21 protein-coding genes are annotated in these 23,776 nt (G+C 42.4%); all 21 read left to right on the top strand.

The genetic code is table 11. From position 1 onward, the window contains the following. Nucleotides 1–70: 70 nt before the first annotated feature. The 21 genes from AC6I1H_RS02455 to AC6I1H_RS02355 all read left to right on the top strand — a co-directional run bounded on the left by AC6I1H_RS02455 (nucleotide 71) and on the right by AC6I1H_RS02355 (nucleotide 23,774). Complete coding sequence (locus AC6I1H_RS02455) at nucleotides 71–1,393, top strand: AAA family ATPase (protein ID WP_497739446.1); 1,323 nt, start codon at nucleotides 71–73, stop codon at nucleotides 1,391–1,393. Between the two features lie 125 nt (nucleotides 1,394–1,518). After that, nucleotides 1,519–2,289, top strand: a complete 771-nt coding sequence (locus AC6I1H_RS02450; RefSeq protein ID WP_497739445.1) for a DeoR/GlpR family DNA-binding transcription regulator — start codon at nucleotides 1,519–1,521, stop codon at nucleotides 2,287–2,289. An 84-nt stretch (nucleotides 2,290–2,373) separates the two neighbouring features. After that, nucleotides 2,374–3,894, top strand: a complete 1,521-nt coding sequence (locus AC6I1H_RS02445) for a sugar ABC transporter ATP-binding protein (protein WP_497739444.1) — start codon at nucleotides 2,374–2,376, stop codon at nucleotides 3,892–3,894. A 167-nt stretch (nucleotides 3,895–4,061) separates the two neighbouring features. After that, nucleotides 4,062–5,585, top strand: coding sequence for a sugar ABC transporter ATP-binding protein (locus AC6I1H_RS02440; protein ID WP_497739443.1), 1,524 nt, complete (start codon nucleotides 4,062–4,064; stop codon nucleotides 5,583–5,585). Between the two features lie 68 nt (nucleotides 5,586–5,653). Next, on the top strand, nucleotides 5,654–6,652 hold the full coding sequence (locus AC6I1H_RS02435; RefSeq protein ID WP_497740691.1) for an ABC transporter permease: 999 nt from the start codon (nucleotides 5,654–5,656) through the stop codon (nucleotides 6,650–6,652). A 3-nt stretch (nucleotides 6,653–6,655) separates the two neighbouring features. Continuing rightward, complete coding sequence (locus AC6I1H_RS02430; RefSeq protein WP_497739442.1) at nucleotides 6,656–7,651, top strand: ABC transporter permease; 996 nt, start codon at nucleotides 6,656–6,658, stop codon at nucleotides 7,649–7,651. A gap of 77 nt (nucleotides 7,652–7,728) precedes the next feature. Then, on the top strand, nucleotides 7,729–8,811 hold the full coding sequence (rhaS, locus tag AC6I1H_RS02425; RefSeq protein WP_497739441.1) for a rhamnose ABC transporter substrate-binding protein: 1,083 nt from the start codon (nucleotides 7,729–7,731) through the stop codon (nucleotides 8,809–8,811). A gap of 130 nt (nucleotides 8,812–8,941) precedes the next feature. Next, nucleotides 8,942–9,268, top strand: coding sequence for an L-rhamnose mutarotase (locus AC6I1H_RS02420; RefSeq protein WP_497739440.1), 327 nt, complete (start codon nucleotides 8,942–8,944; stop codon nucleotides 9,266–9,268). A gap of 274 nt (nucleotides 9,269–9,542) precedes the next feature. Beyond that, nucleotides 9,543–9,875, top strand: a complete 333-nt coding sequence (locus AC6I1H_RS02415; RefSeq protein WP_497739439.1) for a hypothetical protein — start codon at nucleotides 9,543–9,545, stop codon at nucleotides 9,873–9,875. Then, nucleotides 9,866–9,988 carry a hypothetical protein gene (locus AC6I1H_RS02410; protein WP_497739438.1) on the top strand — a complete coding sequence of 41 codons (123 nt, stop codon included), beginning with the start codon at nucleotides 9,866–9,868 and terminating at the stop codon, nucleotides 9,986–9,988. The genes AC6I1H_RS02415 and AC6I1H_RS02410 overlap by 10 nt, the downstream gene beginning before the upstream one ends. 261 nt (nucleotides 9,989–10,249) lie before the next feature. Further along, nucleotides 10,250–11,056, top strand: a complete 807-nt coding sequence (locus tag AC6I1H_RS02405) for a DeoR/GlpR family DNA-binding transcription regulator (protein ID WP_497739437.1) — start codon at nucleotides 10,250–10,252, stop codon at nucleotides 11,054–11,056. 161 nt (nucleotides 11,057–11,217) lie between these two features. Further along, nucleotides 11,218–12,432: an L-rhamnose isomerase gene (gene rhaI, locus AC6I1H_RS02400; protein WP_497739436.1), complete on the top strand. Its 1,215-nt coding sequence runs from the start codon at nucleotides 11,218–11,220 to the stop codon at nucleotides 12,430–12,432. Between the two features lie 147 nt (nucleotides 12,433–12,579). Next, nucleotides 12,580–13,632 carry a class II aldolase/adducin family protein gene (locus AC6I1H_RS02395; protein ID WP_497739435.1) on the top strand — a complete coding sequence of 351 codons (1,053 nt, stop codon included), beginning with the start codon at nucleotides 12,580–12,582 and terminating at the stop codon, nucleotides 13,630–13,632. A 114-nt stretch (nucleotides 13,633–13,746) separates the two neighbouring features. Further along, nucleotides 13,747–15,012, top strand: coding sequence for a zinc-binding dehydrogenase (locus AC6I1H_RS02390; protein WP_497739434.1), 1,266 nt, complete (start codon nucleotides 13,747–13,749; stop codon nucleotides 15,010–15,012). Nucleotides 15,013–15,072: 60 nt separating this feature from the next. Beyond that, a complete protein-coding gene (locus AC6I1H_RS02385; RefSeq protein WP_497739433.1) occupies nucleotides 15,073–16,359 on the top strand; it encodes a PHP domain-containing protein in 1,287 nt (428 codons plus the stop codon). 142 nt (nucleotides 16,360–16,501) lie between these two features. Continuing rightward, on the top strand, nucleotides 16,502–17,326 hold the full coding sequence (locus tag AC6I1H_RS02380; protein ID WP_497739432.1) for an SDR family oxidoreductase: 825 nt from the start codon (nucleotides 16,502–16,504) through the stop codon (nucleotides 17,324–17,326). Between the two features lie 15 nt (nucleotides 17,327–17,341). Continuing rightward, nucleotides 17,342–18,379 carry a zinc-dependent dehydrogenase gene (locus AC6I1H_RS02375; protein ID WP_497739431.1) on the top strand — a complete coding sequence of 346 codons (1,038 nt, stop codon included), beginning with the start codon at nucleotides 17,342–17,344 and terminating at the stop codon, nucleotides 18,377–18,379. Nucleotides 18,380–18,430: 51 nt separating this feature from the next. Then, nucleotides 18,431–19,852, top strand: coding sequence for a rhamnulokinase (locus tag AC6I1H_RS02370; protein ID WP_497739430.1), 1,422 nt, complete (start codon nucleotides 18,431–18,433; stop codon nucleotides 19,850–19,852). A 187-nt stretch (nucleotides 19,853–20,039) separates the two neighbouring features. Further along, nucleotides 20,040–21,992 (top strand): NAD(+) synthase, encoded by a 1,953-nt coding sequence (locus AC6I1H_RS02365; RefSeq protein ID WP_497739429.1) that lies wholly within the window; start codon nucleotides 20,040–20,042, stop codon nucleotides 21,990–21,992. Nucleotides 21,993–22,026: 34 nt separating this feature from the next. Next, nucleotides 22,027–22,860 (top strand): Cof-type HAD-IIB family hydrolase, encoded by an 834-nt coding sequence (locus tag AC6I1H_RS02360; RefSeq protein ID WP_497739428.1) that lies wholly within the window; start codon nucleotides 22,027–22,029, stop codon nucleotides 22,858–22,860. An 83-nt stretch (nucleotides 22,861–22,943) separates the two neighbouring features. Beyond that, a complete protein-coding gene (locus tag AC6I1H_RS02355) occupies nucleotides 22,944–23,774 on the top strand; it encodes an SDH family Clp fold serine proteinase (protein WP_497739427.1) in 831 nt (276 codons plus the stop codon). The last annotated feature ends 2 nt before the right edge of the window (nucleotides 23,775–23,776 follow it).

Below are 23,776 nucleotides of genomic sequence, written 5' to 3'. Positions count from 1 at the left end.
AAGCTTGTTTAATATAACCCCTTAGGATATAATATAGTTAGTAAATTCAGGAAAAGAGAAGGGGATTAGTGTGCAGGATACCACAAGAAAAAAAGGATTACCTATCGGCATAGATGATTTTAAAGTATTGATGGAAAGAAACGGTTATTTTGTTGATAAATCTCTTTTTATTAAAGAAGTGATAGATGACATTTCGATGGTGAAACTTATCACCCGCCCCAGGCGGTTCGGAAAAACTTTGAATCTATCCATGCTCAGATATTTCAGTGGATTAAAAGGGAATCCCCATCTCAGGACAGCAGTAATCACCGGAATCTACCGAGTGGCAAAAGAGAGCATATTCTCTGGATTTAACAACCTGGAAGTCTACTCTGTTGTCAGTAATATTTTTGCGGACAAATTTGGATTTACAGAAACAGAAACAGAAGACATCCTTAGGTATTATAATATGAATGAAAAAATTAATGAGGCAAAAGAATGGTATAACGGATATGTTTTCGGAGAAGATACAATAATTTATAATCCTTGGTCAATTTTGAACTATGTAAAGCATAAAATATTTCAACCTTATTGGGTAAATACCAGCAGTAACGATATTATAAGAGATGTCTTAATTAAAACCGACAGTGATGTCAAAAAGAAAATGCAAGTATTGATGGAAGGCGGAGAGCTGAAAAATGAGATCATTGATACAAATACAAACTTCAGGGATATTCAGAGCAAGAAAATAATAGGTGAAGACGTATTATGGAGCCTGCTTTTAGTTAGTGGTTATTTAAAGTCGCAGAACCTGAGGTTTGAGAATGGATGTACGAAATGTGATTTAAAAATACCTGATAAGGAGATAAGAACCTTATATATAGATATTATTTCCGGCTGGTTTGAAAATGAAGTTACGACAGATAAGATAAAAGAGCTTTTAAAATATCTGGTAGAAGGAAATATAGAAGAATTTAAAGAAAGCTTTCAAAGGTTGGTCGATAAGACTTTTAGTTATTTTGACGTAGGCGAAAATGCAGCGGAAAACTTTTATCATGCTTTTGTTCTGGGTTTACTTGTAAATCTGGAAGATAAATACAGGATTAAATCCAACCGCGAATCGGGTGGAGGAAGGCCGGATATCATGATAATTCCCGTAGATAAAACAAAAAAGGGAGTTGTAATAGAATTTAAAACTGTAAAAAGCGGAGAAGATGATGTGATGGAGGAGAAAGAGAAGGAGGCCCTAAAGCATATAGATAGCATGAAATACGCGGAAGAACTTATTGATTGTGGAATTAAAGAAGCTGTTGAATTGGTTTTGGTGTTTTACAGAAAAAAAACACATGTCATGTGTATATTAGAAAGCTTACTTCATGAAATTTGTGCTTTTTGCGACTCTGATATATTTTAAGATATTAAAAGATGGATATTAAAGTGTATCCACCTTTTTTGTTCACAACAAAAAAATTAATCGCACACAAACGAAAATTATGTTAAAATATAATAATAATTGTTGATTTATGGAGAGATAATGTAATGTTTGCAATTGAGCGTCAGAATAAAATAAAAGAAATACTGTTTAAAGAAAAAAGGGTGGACGTTTCGGAACTCAGCAAACTTTTTGACGTGACGGAAGTCACTATCAGGCGCGACCTGGACAAGCTTGAACAGGACGGTTTCCTTATAAAGACTTACGGAGGGGCGGTCCTGAACGAGGAAGCTTTCAAAATCATCCCGGCCGATGAAGAAGAGTATGAAAATCTGGAGGATAAGCAATTGATAGGAAGCATTGCTTCCCATATGATAGAAAACGGGGAAGCAATCTTCCTCGGCCCCGGGACTACATGCCTTGAAATAGCAAAGAAAATTAAAGACAAGAAAATAACGGTTTTGACAAATGATTTACAGATAGCCCTTGAACTCAAAGATGCACTTGGAATAAAGGTTATAGTGTCCGGAGGGGATCTTATACCATCGACATCCATGCTGGTTGGCCGGTTTGCACATCAGGCGCTCGAAGGGATTTATATAAACAAGGCATTTATCGGTGTAAAAGGTGTAAACTTTGAGACCGGCTATACGCTCGACCGGTATGAAGAGGCCTTGTTCCTGCAGGAAGTGTACAAAATATCTCGAGAAGTAATCATTGTAGCGGACCATACCAAGTTCAATAAAATCGCCTTTGCCAAGCTGGGTGATTTGAAAATGGCCAAGAAGGTAATAACCAACAAACAGATACCCGATGAATACAAGAGTTTTTTCTTTGAACACGCGATAAAGCTTTATACCACTTACGAATTTGAATAATCAGCAAAGTTTCAAAAATGAAATGAATTACAAAAAAATCTCTGCGATTGCGTGTAAATTGTTGATAAATGCGGGGGACATATCTTGAGCTATTTTTTGGAAATGAGAAAAATAACAAAAAGTTTCAATGGCAATAAGGTCTTAAAGGACGTGGATCTTTTCGTCAGAAAGGGCGAAGTGCATGCGCTGGTAGGCGAAAACGGCGCCGGGAAATCGACGCTCATGAAGATTCTGGCCGGAGTTCTTCAGGCGGATTCCGGGGAGATTTATATTGAAGGAAACAAAGTTTTAATAAATAGCCCCAAACAGGCACATAATTTAGGCATATCGATGATATTTCAAGAAATAAATCTATTCCCGGATCTATCTGTAGCGGAAAATATCTTTCTCCAGAGAGAACCCTTCAGGAATGTCAAAGGCCCTCGGCTGATTGATTGGAAAAAAATGCATACATATACTCAGCAATATATCGATTATTTTGAGTTGAAGTTAAACTCTCGAATGCCTGTCAGGGCAATTACAATAGGAGAGCAAAAATTTGTGGAAATAATCAAGGCTTTATCCCAAAATGCAAAACTTATTATCATGGATGAGCCAACCGCTGCCCTTACGGAAAGGGAAGTCGAAATGTTGTTCAATGTGATAAGAGATTTGAAAAAACAGGGAGTTACTGTGATTTTTATTTCCCACAGGCTTGAAGAAGTCAGGAGAATATCGGACAACATCACTGTACTGCGGGATGGCGAAGTGGTGGAGACTGGAAGAGTGGATAGCTTTGATATAGAACAGATTATTAAAATGATGGTAGGAAAAGAGATAGAAGACAGGTATCCAAAGTTGCAGGTAAAAATCGGAAAAGAAGTGCTCAGGGTAAAAAGCCTGGGATTTAATGAAAGGATCAGAAATATAAACTTCAACCTAAAGAGCGGGGAAATTTTGGGGATTGCTGGTCTTAGCGGCGCAGGCCGAGGAACTCTGGCCAGGACGCTGTTCGGCATCAACAGGCCTTTTGAAGGGGAAATCATTATAAATGGAAGACTTTATAAGAGCATGACACCAGATATTGCAATAGATAACGGCCTTTGTTATGTTACTGGGATCGGAACAAGAGAAGGTCTCATTTTAAAAATGCCTGTGTCTCAGAATATTACCTTAACCAATTTAAACAGGATTTCCAAGAAGGGTTTTATAATTAATGTCGAGGAGATGAAAGCTGCAAAGGATTTGATTGTGAGATTAGAAATAAGGGCAGATGAAAAAGAAATAGCTCAAAATTTGAGCGGAGGCAATCAAAAAAAGCTCCTTTTTGCCAAGTGGCTCTTTGCAAATGCCAAGATTTTAATTATTGAAGACCCAACCAGCGGCATAGATATCAGTTCAAAAGTGGATATATACAATATTATCAATGAGCTGGTGCGATCAGGTGTCGCCATAATAATGATATCATCTGATATATCGGAACTTATAGGCATGTGCGACAGAATCCTTGTAATGTACAACGGGGAAATAAAAAAAGAATTTTCCCGTTCGGAAGCTACCCAGCAAAAGATAATGTATTATGCATCAGGGGGAGACGATTTAAAGAAAGAACAAAAACAAACATGATAATAAATAATCAAAAAATTTTTTTGAGCAAAAAGAGGATTTTTTATTTTTGCGTAGAATATTAATACTAAAAAATAAATAAACGCACATAAAAATACATTTAATGAAAGATTTAGTTTTATAATACAAAACAAAATAAAAAAACAAAAAGGAAAAGGAAAGTGGATATGGATAATTATATTTTGCAGCTTAAAGGTATTATCAAAGATTTTCCGGGTGTAAGGGCTTTAAGTAATGTGAATTTTGATTTAAAACATGGAGAGGTGCATGCCATTCTTGGTGAAAATGGTGCCGGAAAATCCACATTCATCAAGATTATTACAGGTGTACATCAGCCCGACAGCGGAGAAATTTTTCTAAATGGCCAGAAAGTTACATTTTCAAATCCAACTCTTGCCAGGGAAAAGGGGATAGCAGCCATTTACCAGAATATAACATGCTTTCCCGACATGACGGTGACGGAAAACATTTTTTTAGGGCATGAATATGTTGATAGAGGAACGAAACGCATCTTGTGGAAGCAGATGAATGAAAAAGCCAGGGAACTGCTCAGATCAATAGGCAGTGAAATAGATCCTGAAGAAAAAATGGGTAGTTTGAGTATAGCGCAGCAGCAGATGGTGGAGATTTCCAAAGCTTTGTCCCAGGATGCCAGGATACTTATAATGGATGAGCCTACCGCAGCTTTAACCCACAGAGAAACTAAGGAACTCTTTAGGTTAACCAGAAATTTAAAAGAATCCGGTACATCCATAATTTTCATATCCCACCGGCTCGATGATATCTTTGAAATTGCCGACAGGGTAACGGTTTTCCGGGACGGTTGTTATATAGGTACCTGGAATCTGTCGGAACTTACGAGAGACGATTTGATAAAACTTATGGTAGGCAGGGAAATAACCCAGCTTTTCCCAAAGAAAAAGGCAAAGATAGGCAGGGAAATATTGAAGGTGGAAGGACTCTGCAAAATGGGAATCTTTGCTGATATATCTTTCTGCCTGCATGAGGGTGAAATACTGGGGCTTACCGGGCTTATCGGTTCAGGAAGGTCGGAAGTTGCTCAAGCCATATTTGGAATAGACCCGGCCGACGAAGGCATTATATATGTAAATAATCATCCGGTAAAAATTGATAATCCGTTAAAAGCTATGAAACTCGGGATCGGTTATCTGCCGGAAGACAGGCAGAAACAGGGGCTCGTATTGCCGTTTTCTATAATGGAAAACATCACGTTGCCCGTAATAGATGATGTATCAAAGAGTGGCTGGCTGAATCCATCTAATGAATACATAACAGCCAAAAAACTGGCAGAACTTTTACAAGTTAAAGCAGCGAGCGTTTTTAACAAGGTTTATTCGCTATCCGGGGGAAATCAGCAAAAAGTTGTGGTGGCGAAATTGTTGGCTGCAAAGCTGAAAATCCTGATTCTGGATGAACCCACCAAAGGTATCGACGTAGGAGCAAAGGCAGCCATACATGAAATCATGAGCGATCTGGCCTGTCAGGGATTCGGAATTATTATGATTTCCTCGGAAATGCCGGAAGTTCTGGGTATGAGCGATAGAATACTGGTGATGCATGAAGGACGTATAACAGCTGAGTTTGATAGGTGTGAAGCTACTCAAGAAAAGATAATGAAGGCAGCTATAACCAAAGGCAGGTTTAAGGAAGAATCAGAACAGGCTTCTTAAAAGCAGGTTTTAAAACTCTAAGTATAAAATAGTTACAGTATAAGGGGTGGAAAATATATATGGCCCAGATGGCTATTAGAAAGGAAACGAGAATATCAAATATTGCTAAATTTAGAGAATTGGGATTATCAGGCTTTATAATATTACTTGCTGTGTTAGTACAATTACGCAATCCGAGTTTTCTGACAGTGGAAAATATTAATGATATGGTAAGAAATACTGCGATTCTCAGTATTCTTGCTATAGGTATGATGCTGGTCATAATTACGAGAGGTATTGACCTTTCAATCGGTGCGACGCTGGCCTTGTCAGGAATGATTTCGGCACTAAGCGTCAGTGCTAATCCTGATATAAAGCCCTTGCTGGCAATGATTATTGGAATGCTGATAGGAACGGTTTGCGGGGGAGTTATAGGGTTGCTTGTTTCAAAAGCCAGAATCCTCCCCATAATAGCAACCCTGGGCATGATGAATGTTTATCGAGGGCTCACATATATGGTTAGTAAAGGGAGATGGGTGAGTGCTTACCAGATGCCGGAAGGATTTAAAGGCATTGCAACAGGATCTATTTTAAAAATAAATACCCTGGTGTTTATAGCAATTATTATTTACATAATATTTTACTACTTTATCAACCACACAAGAACGGGGAGACAGATTTATGCAGTGGGGAGCAATCCGGAATCGGCAGAAATCAGTGGTATAAATGTTAGCAAAATATTGTTTATGGTTTATACAATAATGGGGGCTTTAGCAGGGCTTGCAGGCGTGTTGTGGGTTTCAAAATTTGCATCGGCTCAAGGTGATACTGCTGCGGGATATGAAATGACGGTTATTGCAGCTTGTGTTCTCGGAGGCGTAAATATAGCGGGAGGTTCAGGAAAAATTTCTGGAATTATCATGGGGTCTTTACTTTTGGGTATTTTGAATAATGCATTACCGATGATAAATGTTTCTCCTTTTTGGCAACAGGCGATTCAGGGACTTATTATCCTTATAGCCGTCATAGTGAATACCGTTGTCAAGAGAAGCGTAGACAGGAATAATCTCATGAGGAGGAAAATATGAGATATGAAGCAAAAAGACATTGTAGCGAAAAGAGAATTTAATTTAAAAGATTTTTTCTTCCAATGGGAATGGATGCTAATAATCATATTTATCATCATAAACATCATTAATTCATTCCTATCTCCCTATTACTTAAATTTTAAAGGCTTGCTCGATGCAACAATGACATTCCTGGACAAGGCGTTTATTGTTCTTCCCATGACTTTTGTAATAATACTCGGGGATATAGATATTTCAGTTGGCTCAACAGTTGCTTTATCTGCGGTGATAATGGCCGTTTTGTATAATTCAGGAATATCTATGGCATTAGCCATGATAATCTGCCTCGCAGTAGGCATTGTATGCGGCTTTATAAATGGCTTTTTGATAGTCAAATTTAAAGAATTGTCGGCAGTGATAGTCACGCTTTCCACAATGATAATATATAGGGGGATTGCCTATATAATCCTTCAAGATCAGGCGGCAGGCGGATTTCCTAAATGGTACAGTTTCCTCGGTTGGGGGCATGTGGGAGGCATCCCGTTTATCCTTATAGTTTTTGCGTTTTCCGCTGTAATATTCGGCCTGCTGCTCCACAAAACAACATTCGGAAGGCGCGTATTTGCCATGGGAAATAACATTACTGCATGCAGGTTTTCCGGGGTTCAGGTCGATAAGATCAAGATAATAGTATTTACACTCGCGGGTTTTATGTCCGCAGTTACTGCATTATTTCTTACTTCGAGGATGGGCAGCACAAGGCCAAATGTAGCGCAGGGTTACGAACTTGATGTAATAGCAATGGTTGTTCTCGGTGGTGTCAGTACAGCTGGTGGCAAGGGTAAAATAACAGGAACTATAATTTCTATTTTCTTGATAGGTTTTTTGCGCTATGGCCTGGGCCTTATAAATGTTCAGGCGCAGGCATTGCTTGTAATCATCGGTTTATTGCTTATATTTGCTGTAATGATCCCGAATTTAAAAATAGATGTGAAAAAATTTCTACATGCTTCAAAATGAGTGAAGCTGTAAAGTATATACAACAGTTATAAACTGTTTGTATATAAATTAAAATTAACAAATAGGGAGGAGAAAGAATGAAAAAGTCTTTAGCTGCAATTCTTATTCTCGCGTTTGTTATGGCTTTACTGGCCGGGTGCGGTGGTCAATCCCAACAGCCGGCGCAGCAATCCGGACAGACACAGCAGACAGAGCAATCACAGCAATCCAAAGAAAGTACGGGGTCAGCAAAGAAGTATGCTATTATAGTGAAAAGCACCGGAAATCCTTTTATGGAAAAAATGGCAGAAGGATTTAAAACTGCCATAGGAGAAGTCGGCGGTGAGGTGATTATCAAGGCGCCTGATCAGCCTACCGCTGAAGCTCAAATTCAAATGATAGAAGAACTTATTGCCCAGAAGGTTGATGTTATTGCTATTTCCGCAAATGATCCGGATGCTTTGCAACCTGCTCTCACAAAGGCTATGAATGCGGGTATTAAAGTTCTTTCATTGGATTCGGCTGTAAACAAAGATAGTCGTATGGTTCATATTCAGCAGGCGGACCCGGAACAGATAGGTCGTGTTGAAATCCAAGCCATTTATGAAATGATAGGCGGCAAAGGCGATATTGCAATTCTTAGCGCCACTTCTCAAGCCACAAATCAGAATACGTGGATTGAATGGATGAAGAAGGAATTGGAAGATCCAAAGTATAAAGACATGAAACTTGTTAAGGTTGCTTATGGTGATGATTTAAGGGATAAGAGTGTTTCCGAAACTGAAGCTTTATTAAAATCCTTCCCCAATCTTAAAGGTATAATTGCTCCCACTACAGTGGGAATTGCGGCAGCAGGCAAGGTTCTCACAGATAAAGGCCTGCAAGGCAAAGTATTTCTTACCGGTCTTGGGCTTCCCAGCGAAATGGCAGAATACATAGAAAACGGAGTTTGCCCATGGATGTACCTGTGGAATCCCATTGACCTGGGATATCTTGCTGGCTATGCTGCTGATGCCCTGGCGAAAGGGACAATTACTGGCAAGGAAGGAGAAAAATTTACAGCTGGAAAACTTGGAGAAAAAACGGTTACAAAAGCTGGAGACGGCGGAACTGAAATTATGTTGGGAGCTCCTTTCAAATTTGATAAAAACAACATAGGTGAATGGAAATCAGTTTATTGATAATGATATTCTATTATTAAAAATTATCAATCCTATCTACAGTAGAACACATCACAGAAAACGATGTGTTCTACTGATATTTCATCCCAAAAATCGATTTTTTATTTTAACTTTCACTGGAGGACGTTTTATGAAGAAAAGCAATAAATTTGCATGGACATGGACGGTAAAAAAAGAATACCTTGACGAATACGTAAGAATGCACCTTGACCCGTGGCCTGAGATTTTAGAAGAACATAGCAGGGCCGGCATAAAAAATTACTCGATATTCCAGAACGGAAATCAATTTTTTTACTGCTTTGAATGTGATGATGTAAAGGCAGCCTTTGATTATATTGCAAAAAGTGAAGCATGTCAGAAATGGAATGCCATTACCTCAAAAATGGTGGAGGGTTCATTTGACTTTAACGAGACCGAACCAATAAAACCAATGAGAGAAGTGTTTTATCTAGAATAGTGTGATAAGCAATATAAATCCTCAGTGAAGTTAAAAGCGGGTGCCAAGCAGGGTGCTCGCTTTTAACAAATATTACGTAAAAAAATTGAGAAATCTAAAATTGTTTTTGCATCCTTACATTTTTATGGCTTTTTGGTCATAATTAAACTTTGGAAAAATCGAATAGGAGAGTTATTATGAGCATTAAAAGCCTTTTTTCAAAAAACGATTTGATTAATATATTGACCAGGATGAACAAGCTATCTCTAATATACATACTGCATTGAAAGATTTCTTGGATAAGCAGATACAAGTAAGTGAAAAAGTGGAAGAGGTGTTTAACAATAAAAACCAGCTCATGGATTCCATTTCTGACATTGCAGCAGTAACCGAACAATCTGCCGCCACAAGTCAAATGGTGGCATCTGAATCTATGGAACAAAGCAACAAAGATGAGCTGATAATAGATATGATGAAAGCATTATGCAAACTAGTCTCAGACACGAATGAAAAACTGAATAAAATCAAAATACAGAATAATATAAGAACAAAGAAGCGTGTAGCCTTTATTTCTCTCGAGCAACAGGAATTTTACAGAGAAGTAGATTATGGGGGGAGATGGCGGTAAAACTGCTCAATAAGCTGTTTCAGGGAGAAAATGTCCCAGAATATGCAAACACAGGCATGTATGAAATAAATAAATCAAACATCAGTATTTTTGAACATGCAGTGAATGAATAGAAGGGGAAGTATATCTTCCGGATCGTGCCGAATCCGCACCGTTGACCTTAGTCGTTCGCGATGCAGTTATTTTTTAAGCGAGGGTCAAAATATAGCCATGAATTTAAAACTTTTATTTTTCCAATGAAAGATTATTGATAACAAAAAAATATTTTTTGATATCCCAAAAAATCTAGAGGATTTTTCGTTTGTTTATAGAATATATATAAAAAAGCATCGCAATGTAATAGATATTTTTAAAGGTTTTAAAGGAGGCGAGCCATGCGACCCGAGGAGCGGCGGCAGGAAATTATTAAACATTTGAATGAACGGGGCATTGCAAAAGTTACTGAATTAAGCGAGATATTCCAGGTTACGGAGGAAACCATTCGTCGGGACTTAGAATATCTTGAAGGCAAGGGTTATTTAAAACGCACTCATGGCGGTGCTTACAATATAAAACAGGTTCAGGAAGAGACGGCTTTTTATATCAGAAACATGAAAAACCGCTTGGAAAAACAAAGCATTGGAAAGGTTGCGGCAGAACTGGTCCAGCCGGGTGATGTCATAGCAGTGGATGCCAGCACCACAGCGCTGCAGTTTGTACATTTTTTGAAAGAAAAAAAGGACATCGTGGTTATTACCCATGCAATAAAAGTGGTGATGGCTCTGGAAAACAACCGTGACATTACGGTGATATGTACCGGCGGGACATTGCAGCCGAAGACCTTATCCTTTGTGGGACCTCTGGTGGAGAGGGCGCTTTCCAACTATAACATACGGAAGGCTTTCATTTCCTGCAAAGGCATAACTCTGGATGAAGGTATAACCGAATCTACGGAACTCCAGGCAAAAGTAAAGCAGGAGATGCTGAAGGCAGCAAAGGAGACTGTTTTGCTGGTGGATCACGATAAATTTGGGAAGGCTGCACTGTCAACTGTGGCTCCGGTAACGGCGGTAAATAAGATAATAACGGATGCGGGCACACCGAAAGATGAGCTGGATGAATTAAAAAAACTGGGCATAGAAATTATAGTGGCTCCAAGGCCGGATGAAACCGGCGGTGTAGCTGGTGCGGCAAGCAAGTAAAGTGAGTTTAAACAATAATCGGGCGGTTTTTGCAGCAAGTAGTGGTCGAAGTCGGACGTCAACCGAAAGAAGGATATCCCTAAAGCGCGTGTTCAAAATGTTGCATTTTGAGTCAGAGAACCGTCCCCTGACTCATTAAAAAGATTAAGGAGGTTTTGATAATGTCTAAAGAATATGAAGTATGGGAAGAGAGGCAAAGGGACAAAGGCATTGATGTGGAATGGGTCAAAAAGATGATTAAAAGCTTCAGGGTTGAGACTCCTTCCTGGGGCTACGGGGATTCGGGGACCAGGTTCAAGGTGTTCAAACAGGCTGGAGTGCCCAGAAGCCTGTTTGAGAAGCTGGAAGATGCGGCCCAGGTGCATAAATATACGGGCATCTGCCCTTCCGTAGCCATACATATACCCTGGGACAAGGTTGATGACTACAGTGAAGTGAAAGAATTCGCCGAAAGTCTCAGGCTTAAAATCGGCGCTGTAAACCCCAATCTTTTCCAGGAAGATGACTACAAATTCGGCAGCGTGTGCAATGCAAATCCTGAAGTCAGAAAAAAGGCGGTGGCCCACATGCTGGAATGCGTGGAAATCGCAAGGGCAGTCGATTCAAAGATCCTGAGCCTGTGGTTTGCCGACGGCACCAATTATCCGGGGCAGGGTGACTTCAGGGATAGAAAGCACTGGATGGAGGAAAGCCTGGCCGAGCTCGATGCTGCCATGGATGACGATATGAGGATGCTCATAGAGTATAAATTTTACGAGCCGGGATTTTATCACACGGATATAGCAGACTGGGGCATGGCGTACACCTTTGCTACAAAAATAGGCAAAAAAGCTCAGGTGCTGGTGGACCTGGGGCACCACCCCCAGGGGACCAACGTGGAACACATTGTTGCATTTTTACTGGATGAGGGCAAACTGGGAGGTTTCCACTTCAACAACAGAAAATACGGGGATGACGATCTCATAGTAGGTTCCATAAATCCCTATGAACTCTTCCTCATCTTTAAAGAACTGGTGGCGGGAGCCTACGATCCCGGGACGAAGGAAACCGCTCAAAATGTGGCATACATGATAGACCAGAGTCATAATATTGAGCCCAAGGTGCCTGCCATGATACGTTCGGTTTTGAATGTTCAGACGGCCTATGCGAAAGCGCTTTTAGTGGATAGGGAACATTTGAAGGAACGTCAACTAAATGGTGATGTCTTAGGGGCAGAAGCCCTGGTGAGGGAAGCCTTTGAGACTGATGTAAGGCCGCTTTTGGAAAATATCAGGGAGGAAATGGGTCTCGCTCCAGATCCCATGAAAGCATACCTTGAGAGCGGCTATGAACAAAAGAAGCTTGAAAGAGGTATAGGCGGCAAGGGCTGGGAGTAGGACTGCATTTACACGCCGAATTACGGGCATACCCCTGCAGAGCGAAGGAGCGGCTTAAAGCGTTTGGCTGAACGGTCAGGTGCCAGACCACAACCACCAGAATCGACTTTTTACACGAATAACTTTAAATGGAAAGAAGGTAATCCCATGAATGATGCTGCCTTTCAGGATCTCGAGATCATATCCCGGGCCGTGGGCAACTCCCCAGACATGGTGCAGGGGGGCGGAGGCAACACTTCGGTAAAACTAAATGATGAGCTTATGGCGGTTAAGGCTTCGGGCTATAAACTGAAGCAGGTGACTAGAAGCGAAGGATTCGTAGTGGTAAATTACAAAGATATTAAGGACTATTTTGACCGGGCGGATTTGGATTCCGGTATTGACTATGAAAAAGACAGCACTGCTTTTTTGAAAAAGAGTGTAGTTAAAGTTGAAGGATTAAAGGAACTCAGACCTTCTGTGGAAGCGGGCTTTCATTCGATTTTACAAAAATATGTGATTCATTCACATGCGGTCTATGTTAATATCCTCTGCTGCAGCAAAAAGGGTGAAGAAATCATCCGGGAGATATTTTCCGGCAAGCCCTATTGTTTCCTCTGGATTCCATATGTAAATCCGGGTTTTGCTCTTACTCTCAAGATACGGGAAGCGTTGGAGCGCCACATGAAAAGCGGCGGAAAGTTTCCAAAAGCTATATTTATGGAAAATCACGGCCTCATAGTAAACTCCGATAGACGTGAGGAAGTCATAAGACTCCATGAGGATGTAAACGGGTCTATAAAGAAATTCTTAAAACTAATGGAACCTTACCCGGAGATCCTTGTTGAGAAGATCGACGACGACATTTTTATGAGCCGCACCGCATATCTAAAAGACTTCTTTAAAAATAACAGCATCTCCTCTGATTTTTTTGATAAAAATGCCCTATACCCGGATCAATTAGTTTATCTGAACGATAACATCTCGCTGGATAATAGTGAAAATAAACTGAATATCAACACAAAAACCGGAGAAATAACTTATAGGACTTCTTTTCAGGAAGCTCTTACCATGGAAGAAACTCTACTTGCATATATTTATGTTTTGAAAAATATCAAAGAAAAAGGACTTCCCATAAAGAAAATGACGCCCGAAGAGATCAGATTCATCAAAAACTGGGAGAGCGAAAAATACCGTAAAGCCTTGATAAAAAGAAGTTAATTCTCCACCGGAGGCAGGATGAGCAAAGGTGCCGGGCCGTCTCCGGCAAATAAAACGGCTTTCTATGCTGGAATCGATGTTAATCAAAACATATTCTGCAAGGAGAGGATTTGCATGAAGACAAAAGCAGTAAGATTATACGGGAAAAATGACCTCAGGCTTGAGGAATTTGAGCTGCCGCTCATAAAAGACGATGAAATCCTGGCCCACATTGTATCGGACAGCCTTTGCATGTCTTCATATAAGGCGGCGGTGCAGGGACCGGAACACAAGAGGGTTCCAAAAGATATAGACAAAAGACCCGTCATCATCGGACATGAATTTTGCGGTGAAATTCTGGAAGTAGGGAAAAAGTGGAGCCAAAAATTCAAACCCGGCCAGAAGTTTACCGTTCAGCCGGCACTGAACTATAGAGGAACTCTTGCGGCACCAGGATATTCCTTCCAGTATATAGGGGGGGATGCCACATATATTGTCATACCCAATGAAGTTATGGAGATGAACTGCCTTTTGACTTACGAAGGTGAAGCCTATTTTTACGGGTCCTTATCCGAACCCATGTCCTGCATAGTGGGAGCCTTTCATGCCAGCTACCACACCGTCCAGGGTTCTTATGTGCATCACATGGGCATTGCAGAAGGCGGCAATATGGCCATGCTGGGGGCGGCAGGCCCCATGGGGCTGGGGGCGGTGGATTATGCCATCCATGGTCCGAGAAAACCTCGATTCCTTGTAGTGACCGACATCGATGATGCAAGACTTGCCAGGGCAGCCCGGATCATCACCGTGGAAGAAGCCGCCAAAAACGGTGTGGAACTCAAATATATAAACACTGCCGGCATCGAAAACGTGGATAAATACTTGGTGGACCTCACCGGCGGAAAAGGCTACAGTGATGTCTTCGTGTTTGCGCCTGTAAAACCCGTGGTGGAGATGGCCGATAAAATCCTGGGCAGGGATGGATGCCTAAATTTCTTTGCAGGCCCCACCAATCCCGCTTTTTCTGCGGAGTTTAATTTCTACAACGTGCACTACAACTCCACCCATGTAGTTGGCACCAGCGGAGGCAATACCGATGACATGATTGAATCCCTGCAGCTGATGGAAAAAGGTCTCATAAACCCGGCAGCAATGATAACTCACGTGGGAGGGCTCAACTGTGTGGTGGAGACCACCTTGAATCTCCCCAAAATACCCGGAGGCAAAAAGCTTATCTATACCAACATCGAAATGGAACTTACGGCTATTTCGGATTTCCGGGAAAAGGGAAAGACGGACCCGCTTTTTGCAAAACTTGCCGATATTGTGGAAAACAACAATGGTCTGTGGTGCACCGAAGCGGAAAGGTATCTGCTGGCAAATGCCAAACCAATAAAATAAAAACCCTTGCCACGTCATATGAAATATATATATATATATATATGGGAGCAAAGGAATATCATGGAAAAGAAATATGAGCGGTATATTGAGGAACTTAATAATGAGGATTTAAACATAAGACTTGAAAATCTTAGGAAACTTGCAGAAGCCATTGAAAATGGCTGCATATTGCGGCCCCAGACAGGCGATTGCGTGAACAACCATATTCACACCTTCTATTCCTTTTCACCCTATTCCCCCGCTAAAGCCGTATGGGCCTCATATAATGCCGGCCTTGCCACGTGCGGCATTGTAGATCATGATACCGTAAGCGGCGTTCCGGAATTCATAGAAGCGGGCAATATAATCGGCATAGCCACTACCATAGGGATGGAATGCAGGGCGGATTTTTCCCGGACACCCTTAAAAGGGAGAAAAATAAACAACCCCGATCAGAACGATATAGCGTATGTGACTCTACACGGTATTCCTCATACTCAGATAAATAAAGTAAAAGCATTTATTGAACCTTATAAGGAAGAGAGAAACAAGCGAAACCGGCTGATGGTAGAAAAGATAAACGGTACTATGGCCCCATCGGGCATTAAACTGGACTTTGATAAAGATATTGTTCCTCTTTCCAAAAATAATGAAGGAGGAAGCATAACCGAAAGGCATATACTTTTTGCCCTGGCAAAAAAATTGACGGAAAAATTCGGTAGAGGTTCTGAGCTTCTGGAGTTTTTAAAAACAAAAATGAAATTGCCCGTTAGCGAAAAGAATGAAAAATACTTGCTGGATTTGGAAAACGAATACTATCTCTACGATGTACTGGGAGTGTTGAAAAGCGACACATCATTCTTTTATATTAACGCCACCGGTGAATGCCCGGACGTGAAAGATTTTATTAAAATGGCGGATGAGGTAGGGGCCATCCCGGCGTATGCGTACCTGGGGGATGTAAAAGACTCTGTCACCGGAGATAAAAGAGCCCAGAAATTTGAGGACGGCTATCTGGAAGAGCTATTTGAGGTGTTAAAGAATGCGGGATTTAAAGCCATCACTTATATGCCCACCAGGAACAGTCTCCAACAGCTTGCAAGACTGAAGGCTCTCTGCAAAAAGTACGGATTCTTTGAGATAAGTGGCGAAGATATAAATTCTCCGCGACAACCTTTTATCTGCGACGCCTATAAAAAACCTGATTTTCGAAACCTTGTCGATTCCACATGGGCGCTTATAGGGCATGAAAAAGCTGCCACTCGGGATATCGAAGACGGCATGTTTTCACAAAGAACCATAAAAAAATATCCAGATTTGGAAGAAAGGATACAGATATTTAAAAAAATAGGTTTAAGCGACAGGTGATGAAAAATTTAATGTAAATGGTTTATGTGGCTGAGAGGCAAATGGCGAAGTTAGCATAACATGCAGCTTAACCGCGTATAGCTTTTCAGATGTACGGGTGATATTCTGTTTTATATTTTTATGTAAGATTGGAGGCATTAATATGGAAAAATCATGGCTTGGCCTTGAAGGCAAAGTCGCCATCGTTACCGGCGGCGCTTCCGGGATAGGGAAAGCCGTGGCCGAAGAGATGGCGGAACAAGGGATGCATGTGGTGGTATGCGATGTAAACCCGGCGGGGCAGGAAGTTTTAAATGAACTGTGCGGCGGTTCTGAAAATCATATGTTTGTTCAGGTGGATGTGACAAATGCTCAAAGCGTAGAAAATATGGTGCAAAAGGTCGTTGAAAAGTTCGGCAGAGTGGATATTCTCGTCAACAACGCCGGCATAAATCTGCCCAGGTTGCTGGTGGACCCCATGGATCCGAAGGGTAAATATGAACTGAAGGAAAAAGAATTTGACCTTATGGTGGCCATAAACCAGAAAGGCGCCTTCCTGTGCGCACAAGCGGCAGCCAGGGAAATGATTAAAAGAAATAGCGGGGTCATAATCAATATGAGCTCAGAAAGCGGGCTTGAAGGTTCCGAAGGCCAGAGCTGCTATGCCGCTACCAAGGCCGCTCTTTATTCCCTTACCAGGTCCTGGGCAAAAGAACTGGGGAAATACGGGATAAGGGTCGTAGCCCTGGCGCCGGGGATCCTGGAAAAGACCGCTTTGAGGACGGAAGCCTATGAGGAGGCACTGGCATACACCCGCGGAATAACTGTGGAGCAACTGAGAAAAAGCTATGAGAAAGTATCCATCCCTCTGGGAAGAGTGGGAACATTGAGAGAAGTGGCCGACCTTGTCTGCTTTCTGGCATCCGATAGGGCAAGCTATATACACGGCGTTACCTACAACATAACCGGTGGCAAATCCAGAGGTTAAAAACGGGGGAGAAAAATGAAAGCTGCCATTTTTGAGGGAATAGAGAAAATAGTAATTAAAGATGTCCCAATACCGAAAATGGACGACAACAGTGTCTTGGTGCGGGTGAAAGCCTGCGCTGTCTGCGGTTCGGATATCAGGATATTTCATCACGGCAATCCCAGGGTAAAGCCACCGCAGATTTTAGGCCACGAAATTTCGGGGGAAATTGTGGAAGTGGGTAAAAACGTGAGCAAATTCAAAGCCGGCGACAGGGTAGCCATGGGGGGAGATATACCCTGCGGCGAATGCGTATACTGTGAAAGCGGGATTGGTAACAACTGCAGCATAAATTATGCCCTGGGATACCAGTTCCCGGGCGGTTTTGCCGAATATGTGCTGTTGAACAGCCTAGTGGTAAATTATGGTCCGGTCCATAAGATACCAGATAATGTGTCCTATGATGAGGCGGCGCTTGCGGAGCCCCTGGCATGTGTGCTCAACGGGCTTGAACTTTCGAATGTAAGATTGGGTGACGTGGTCGTGATCATAGGCGCCGGCCCAGTGGGATGTATGATGATAGAGGTGGTGAAACGTATGGGCGCCGCAAAAGTGATTATGGTTCAGCGTTCAAAGCCCAGGCTGGAACTGGCCAGAAGATTCGGAGCGGATGTTTACATCTGTTCTTCTGAAGAGAACGCTGTGGAAAGGGTGCTTGAAGAAACCGGCGGGATGGGAGCGGATGTGATCATTTGCGCCAATTCTTCTCCTGAAGCCCAGATAGATGCCCTAAAGATGGCAAAAAATAGGGCGAGAGTCAATTTTTTCGGAGGGCTCCCCAGAAACAATTCTTTTGTGACACTTGATACTAACATTATACACTATAAGGGGTTGTTTGTGCACGGTTCCCATGGCGCATCGCCATCTCATCACAGGAAAGCTCTCGAACTAATAGGTTCCGGAGCCATAAAAATCGGCAATTATATTTCACATAAGTTTTGCCTGGACGATATCCTCGAAGGGTATAAAATGGCGGAAAGCCATTTAGGAATGAGGGTTGTGATAAACCCATGATATTCTAACGTCAAACATATTTTTTAGAATTTTATGAGGGAGGGATGGAGTTTGGCTACCATATATAATCTGGCGGCCGATTTCGGGGCATCCAGCGGTCGGGTGATACTTGGAAAATTTGACGGCGGAAAAATAGAACTGGAGGAAATTTACAGATTCCCCAATGAACCCGTAAGGATGGGCAAGAGGTTTTACTGGGATTTCCCAAGACTTTTCCACGAACTCAAAAACGGCCTGAAAAAGGCTGCCGGCGAAGGAATCGAAATATCCGGGATAGGCATCGATACCTGGGGGGTGGATTATGGTTTACTTGATAAAAACGGAGAACTGATATCCAATCCGATTCATTACAGAGATAATCGGACAGACGATATATTGGACGATATAGCAAAAACCATTCCGCTTGAAGAGATATACAATGTGACCGGAATACAGTTTATACAGTTAAATACACTTTGCCAGCTATACGCGGATTTGAAGTTCCGGCCCGATATTTTAGAAAAGGCTGATGCGCTGCTTTTTATACCGGATTTGTTTAATTTTTTCCTGACAGGCGAGAAATACAACGAGTACACGATAGCTTCTACATCCCAGATGCTGGATGTGTTTAAAAAAACTTGGGCTGTAGAAATGCTCGAAAGAATGTCGCTTCCGGCAAAATTCCTTCAAAAAATAATTATGCCGGGGAACATCATAGGGAGATTGATACAGGATGTTCGGGCAGAAGTGGGACTACCGGACATTCCGGTGATGTCAGTTGGAAGCCACGATACGGCTTCGGCTGTGGCCGCAACGCCACTGGAAGGAGAAAATTGCGCGTATTTGAGCAGTGGCACATGGTCGCTTTTAGGCATTGAAAGTAAAGAACCCATAGTGAATGAGAAATCTTTTAAAGAAAACTTTACAAATGAAGGCGGTCTGGAAGGCAGGATAAGATTTTTAAAGAATATAAACGGTTTATGGATGATTCAGCAGTTGAAAAAACACTGGCAGGAAAAAGGCATCGATATTGGATACAGCGAAATAAGCAAAGCTGCCGCCGAAGCAAAAAATGACAGCTTCGTTATAGACCCCAATGACAAAAGTTTTTTAGCGCCGCTTGACATGGCTTTTGCTGTGCAGCAATACTGCAAAAATGCCGGCCAGGGTGAACCTAAAGATATTGGAGAAATCGCCCGGGCTGTATACAACGGCCTTGTCCGGGAATATAAGGCAAGAATATCCGCTCTAGAAGATATCACAGGCAGAAGCATCGATGTGATAAACATGGTGGGGGGCGGAATTCAGGATGAATTTCTGTGCAGGCTCACGGCGGAAATCACCGGGAAAACCGTGCTGGCAGGGCCTGTGGAAGCGACGTCTTTGGGGAACATTCTGGCACAACTAATAGCCCTGGGAGAAATAAAAGACCTTTCTCAGGGTAGGGAAATTGTAAAAAATTCAATAAAATTAAAAATGTATACCGGAATTTAATACAAACATGTAAAATATATTCAATCAAACCACCCGTTTTGCGGGTGGTTTAGTCTTAATTTCGCATCTTTTCAGCTGCAAATTACATTTATTTATTCTAATTTAAAGTGCTTACAAATGTAGCTATTGTTAAAAGGATGATATATAATTAAAATAAAAATTAAAGAGTTATGAGAGGAAGAACTATATGGAAAATTTCGGATTCATACGGGTTGCGTCAGCATCACCCAGGCTTAAAGTGGCAAATACCGATTATAATATTGCCGAAATAGAAAAATTGATGCGGGAAGCCGCAGAAAAAAATGCGTGCATAATAGTTTTTCCTGAATTATGCATAACGGGTTATACATGCAATGACCTTTTTTTGCAGAGGCGACTGCTTGAAAAGGCCAAATCTGCGCTAATTGAGCTGGCGCACAAAACCCAAGATATCGATGTCCTGGCACTGGTAGGCTTGCCCCTTTCGATTGAAGGCAGGCTGTACAATTGCGCTGCAGCCGTTCAGAGGGGCCAAATATTGGGAATCGTTCCCAAGATGTTCCTGCCGAATTATAAGGAGTTTTATGAGAAAAGATGGTTTACATCCGGCTATAAAATCAGCAAGACTGTTTCGGAGATTTTATTTAATGACCGGGCGGTTCCTTTCGGCAATTTGTTGTTTCGAAACGAAAAATATGATATCACGCTGGGTGTGGAAATCTGCGAGGATCTGTGGGCAATTGTACCGCCCAGCTCATATCTTGCTTTAAGCGGCGCCAATATCATCGCAAATCTTTCCGCCAGCAACGAACTGGTAGCCAAAGCTGAATATAGAAGAAAACTCGTGGAGCAGCAGAGCGCCCGGTGCATCAGCGGATACGTATATTCGGGCGCGGGTGTACATGAATCTACTACCGATCTGGTTTTCGGAGGCCACTGCCTTATAGCGGAAAACGGTATTATCCTGGAAGAATCGGAAAGGTTCAACAGGGTGAGCGTCATCATCTATTCTGAAATAGATGTGGATCGGCTGGCGTCCGAAAGGCACTCCAACAAAAGCTTCGCCGATGACTATGACATGGAGGCTGGCCGCAGGATGTACAGGATTGTTGAATTCGGGTTTTCAAAAGAACTTGTGGCTGACGCCGATAGTTTCAATAGAAAAATTCACCCCCATCCCTTTGTCCCCGCGGATCCGGCTTCTGTGGACAAAAGATGCGAAGAGATATTTAACATTCAGACTGCCGGCCTTGCCAGGAGAATGGAACATACCGGTTCAAAGAAGGCTGTCGTCGGCATTTCCGGCGGCCTCGACTCCACTTTGGCGCTGCTTGTGACAGTCAAGACCTTTGACTTGCTGGGTATCTCCAGGCAGAACATTCAGGCTGTAACCATGCCCGGCTTCGGGACAACCGATATGACCTATTATAATGCGATTGATTTAATGAAATCTCTGGGGGTCGGCATCCGTGAAATTGATATAAAACCTGCCTGTTTGCAGCATATGAAAGATATAGGTCAGGATCCGGGCGACCATGATACAACATATGAAAACCTCCAGGCCCGGGAGAGGACCCAGATACTTATGGATATTGCCAACAAGGTTAATGGACTGGTGGTGGGGACGGGAGACCTTTCGGAACTGGCACTTGGCTGGGCCACCTATAATGGAGATCATATGTCCATGTATTCGGTAAACTGTGGAGTCCCCAAGACTCTGGTGAGGTTCCTGGTAAAATGGGTTGCAGATAACGTTGCAGAAGAAAACACCCGAAAAGTGCTTTATAGAATCATCGATACACCTATAAGTCCGGAACTGCTTCCTCCGGATGAACAGGGGCGCATCCGCCAGAAGACCGAGGATGAAGTGGGTCCGTATGAACTACATGACTTTTTTCTGTTCTATGCGGCAAGGTACGGTATGGCCCCCCGGAAAATACTTTTCCTGGCCACCATTGCATTCAAGGATAAATATGAACCCGAAGTGATAAAAAAATGGCTGAAGAAATTTTACCACAGGTTCTTTGCTCAACAATTCAAAAGGTCAGCCCTTCCCGACGGTCCAAAGGTGGGCAGCATAAGCCTTTCGCCCAGGGGAGACTGGCGCATGCCCAGCGATGCTGACAGCAGCATCTGGATAAAAGATTTGGAAGGTTTTTGATAAATACTTTTTCAGGTTTTAAAGGGGGTTTTTTATGTACCACATGCTTGTGACCGATATCGACGGCACGCTGCTTGACAGTGAAGGCAAAGTACCGGAAGAAACCAAAAAAATGCTGGCTATTTTAAGAGAGAAAAGAGGGTTTATTACCACCATTGCTACCGGTCGAATGCTGGCAAGGGCTGAATCTATTGCCCGGGAAATTATGATAAATGCCCCACTCATATGTTACAACGGCGCTCTCATAATAGACATTTATACCCGCCACCGAATACTTGAAAGGCCGATTCCAGAAGGAAAACTTGTGAAGCTCATAGAAATATTGAGGGCGGAGGGGTATGAGCCAATTATATATGAAAATGAAACTCTAAAAATTGAGAAATTTAATGAGAGGACTCAATGGTACATTAATGAATGTGAAAACATAGAATATAATGTGGTAGATGATTTAATGGATTATGTCAAACGAAAAAACCTGAGTTCTTACAAAGTATTTGCCGTGGGGGATTTGACTAGAACAGTCGGAGTTTCCGATGAACTGCTTTTAAAACTGGAACGGGACTTTGAAGTGAGTCTTTCGGATTCAAGCCATATGGAAATCAATCTGAAGGGCGTCACCAAAGGCAGCGCCGTAAAGTTTCTGGCTGATGCGTTTAAAATTGACAGCGCGGAAGTAATAACCATTGGAGACGGTTACAATGATATATCCATGTTAAAATACGCGGGGCTTGGTATAGCCATGGGCAATGCGGCAGAACATATTAAGGGCTGCGCAAAATACATCACCCTTAGCAACTGTGAAAACGGTCTGTTGGACATCGTAAACAAATTTATTGTGCCTCAGGAGAAGATAAACCTTGAAGACTAAGACTGAGTCAGGGGACGGTTCCTTGACTCATGACTCACCAAATGAGTCAAGGAACCGTCCCCTGACTCACAGGAGGTGTGCATATGTTCTGGAATTTTATCTGGCTGATTTTCCTGATATATTCATTTATGCCATTATTCAGACACAGGCAGATAGAAATAGCGCGGTTCCGCCTGATAAGGGAAATTGAAAAAAAGCGAAATTCAAGAGTAATCACTTTGATTCACCGGCAGGAATCCTTAAGCTTGCTGGGCCTTCCCATCAGCAGGTATATAAACATCGAGGATTCGGAACAGGTGCTTCGGGCCATAAGAATGACGCCCGATGATATGCCCATAGACATTATCCTGCACACGCCCGGAGGCCTGGTGCTGGCGGCAGAGCAGATAGCCCATGCCATCAATAAACATCCTTCAAAGGTCACCGTTTTCGTCCCCCACTACGCCATGTCCGGCGGCACCATGATTGCCCTGGCCTGTGACGAGATAGTGATGGATGAAAATGCGGTCTTAGGGCCTGTAGACCCTCAGTTAGGAAACTATCCCGCTGCTTCCATACTGAGGGTGGTGGCTCAAAAGCCGGTAGAAAGGATCGACGATGAGACCCTCATTCTGGCAGATGTGGCGGAAAAGGCCATGCGCCAGGTACAGCAAAACGTGTATGAGATTTTACGGGGCAATGACATGGAAGAAGAAAAGGCAAGGGAACTGGCCCGTATATTTACAGAAGGCCGGTGGACCCACGACTATCCCATTTCAGCCGAAGAGTTGAAAAACATGGGGCTTTCAGTTTCTACCGACCTGCCCACGGAAATCTACAAATTGATGGAGCTTTATCCTCAGACAGCGCAGATGCGCCCGTCGGTCCACTATGTGCCCATCCCTTACGAAAGAAAAACCAGCGAGAAAAAATAATA

It is taken from the genome of Biomaibacter sp. TOL (assembly GCF_059717795.1).
The sequence above is the reverse complement of the archived record's forward strand: the minus strand, read 5'-3'. Positions and strand labels throughout refer to the sequence as shown.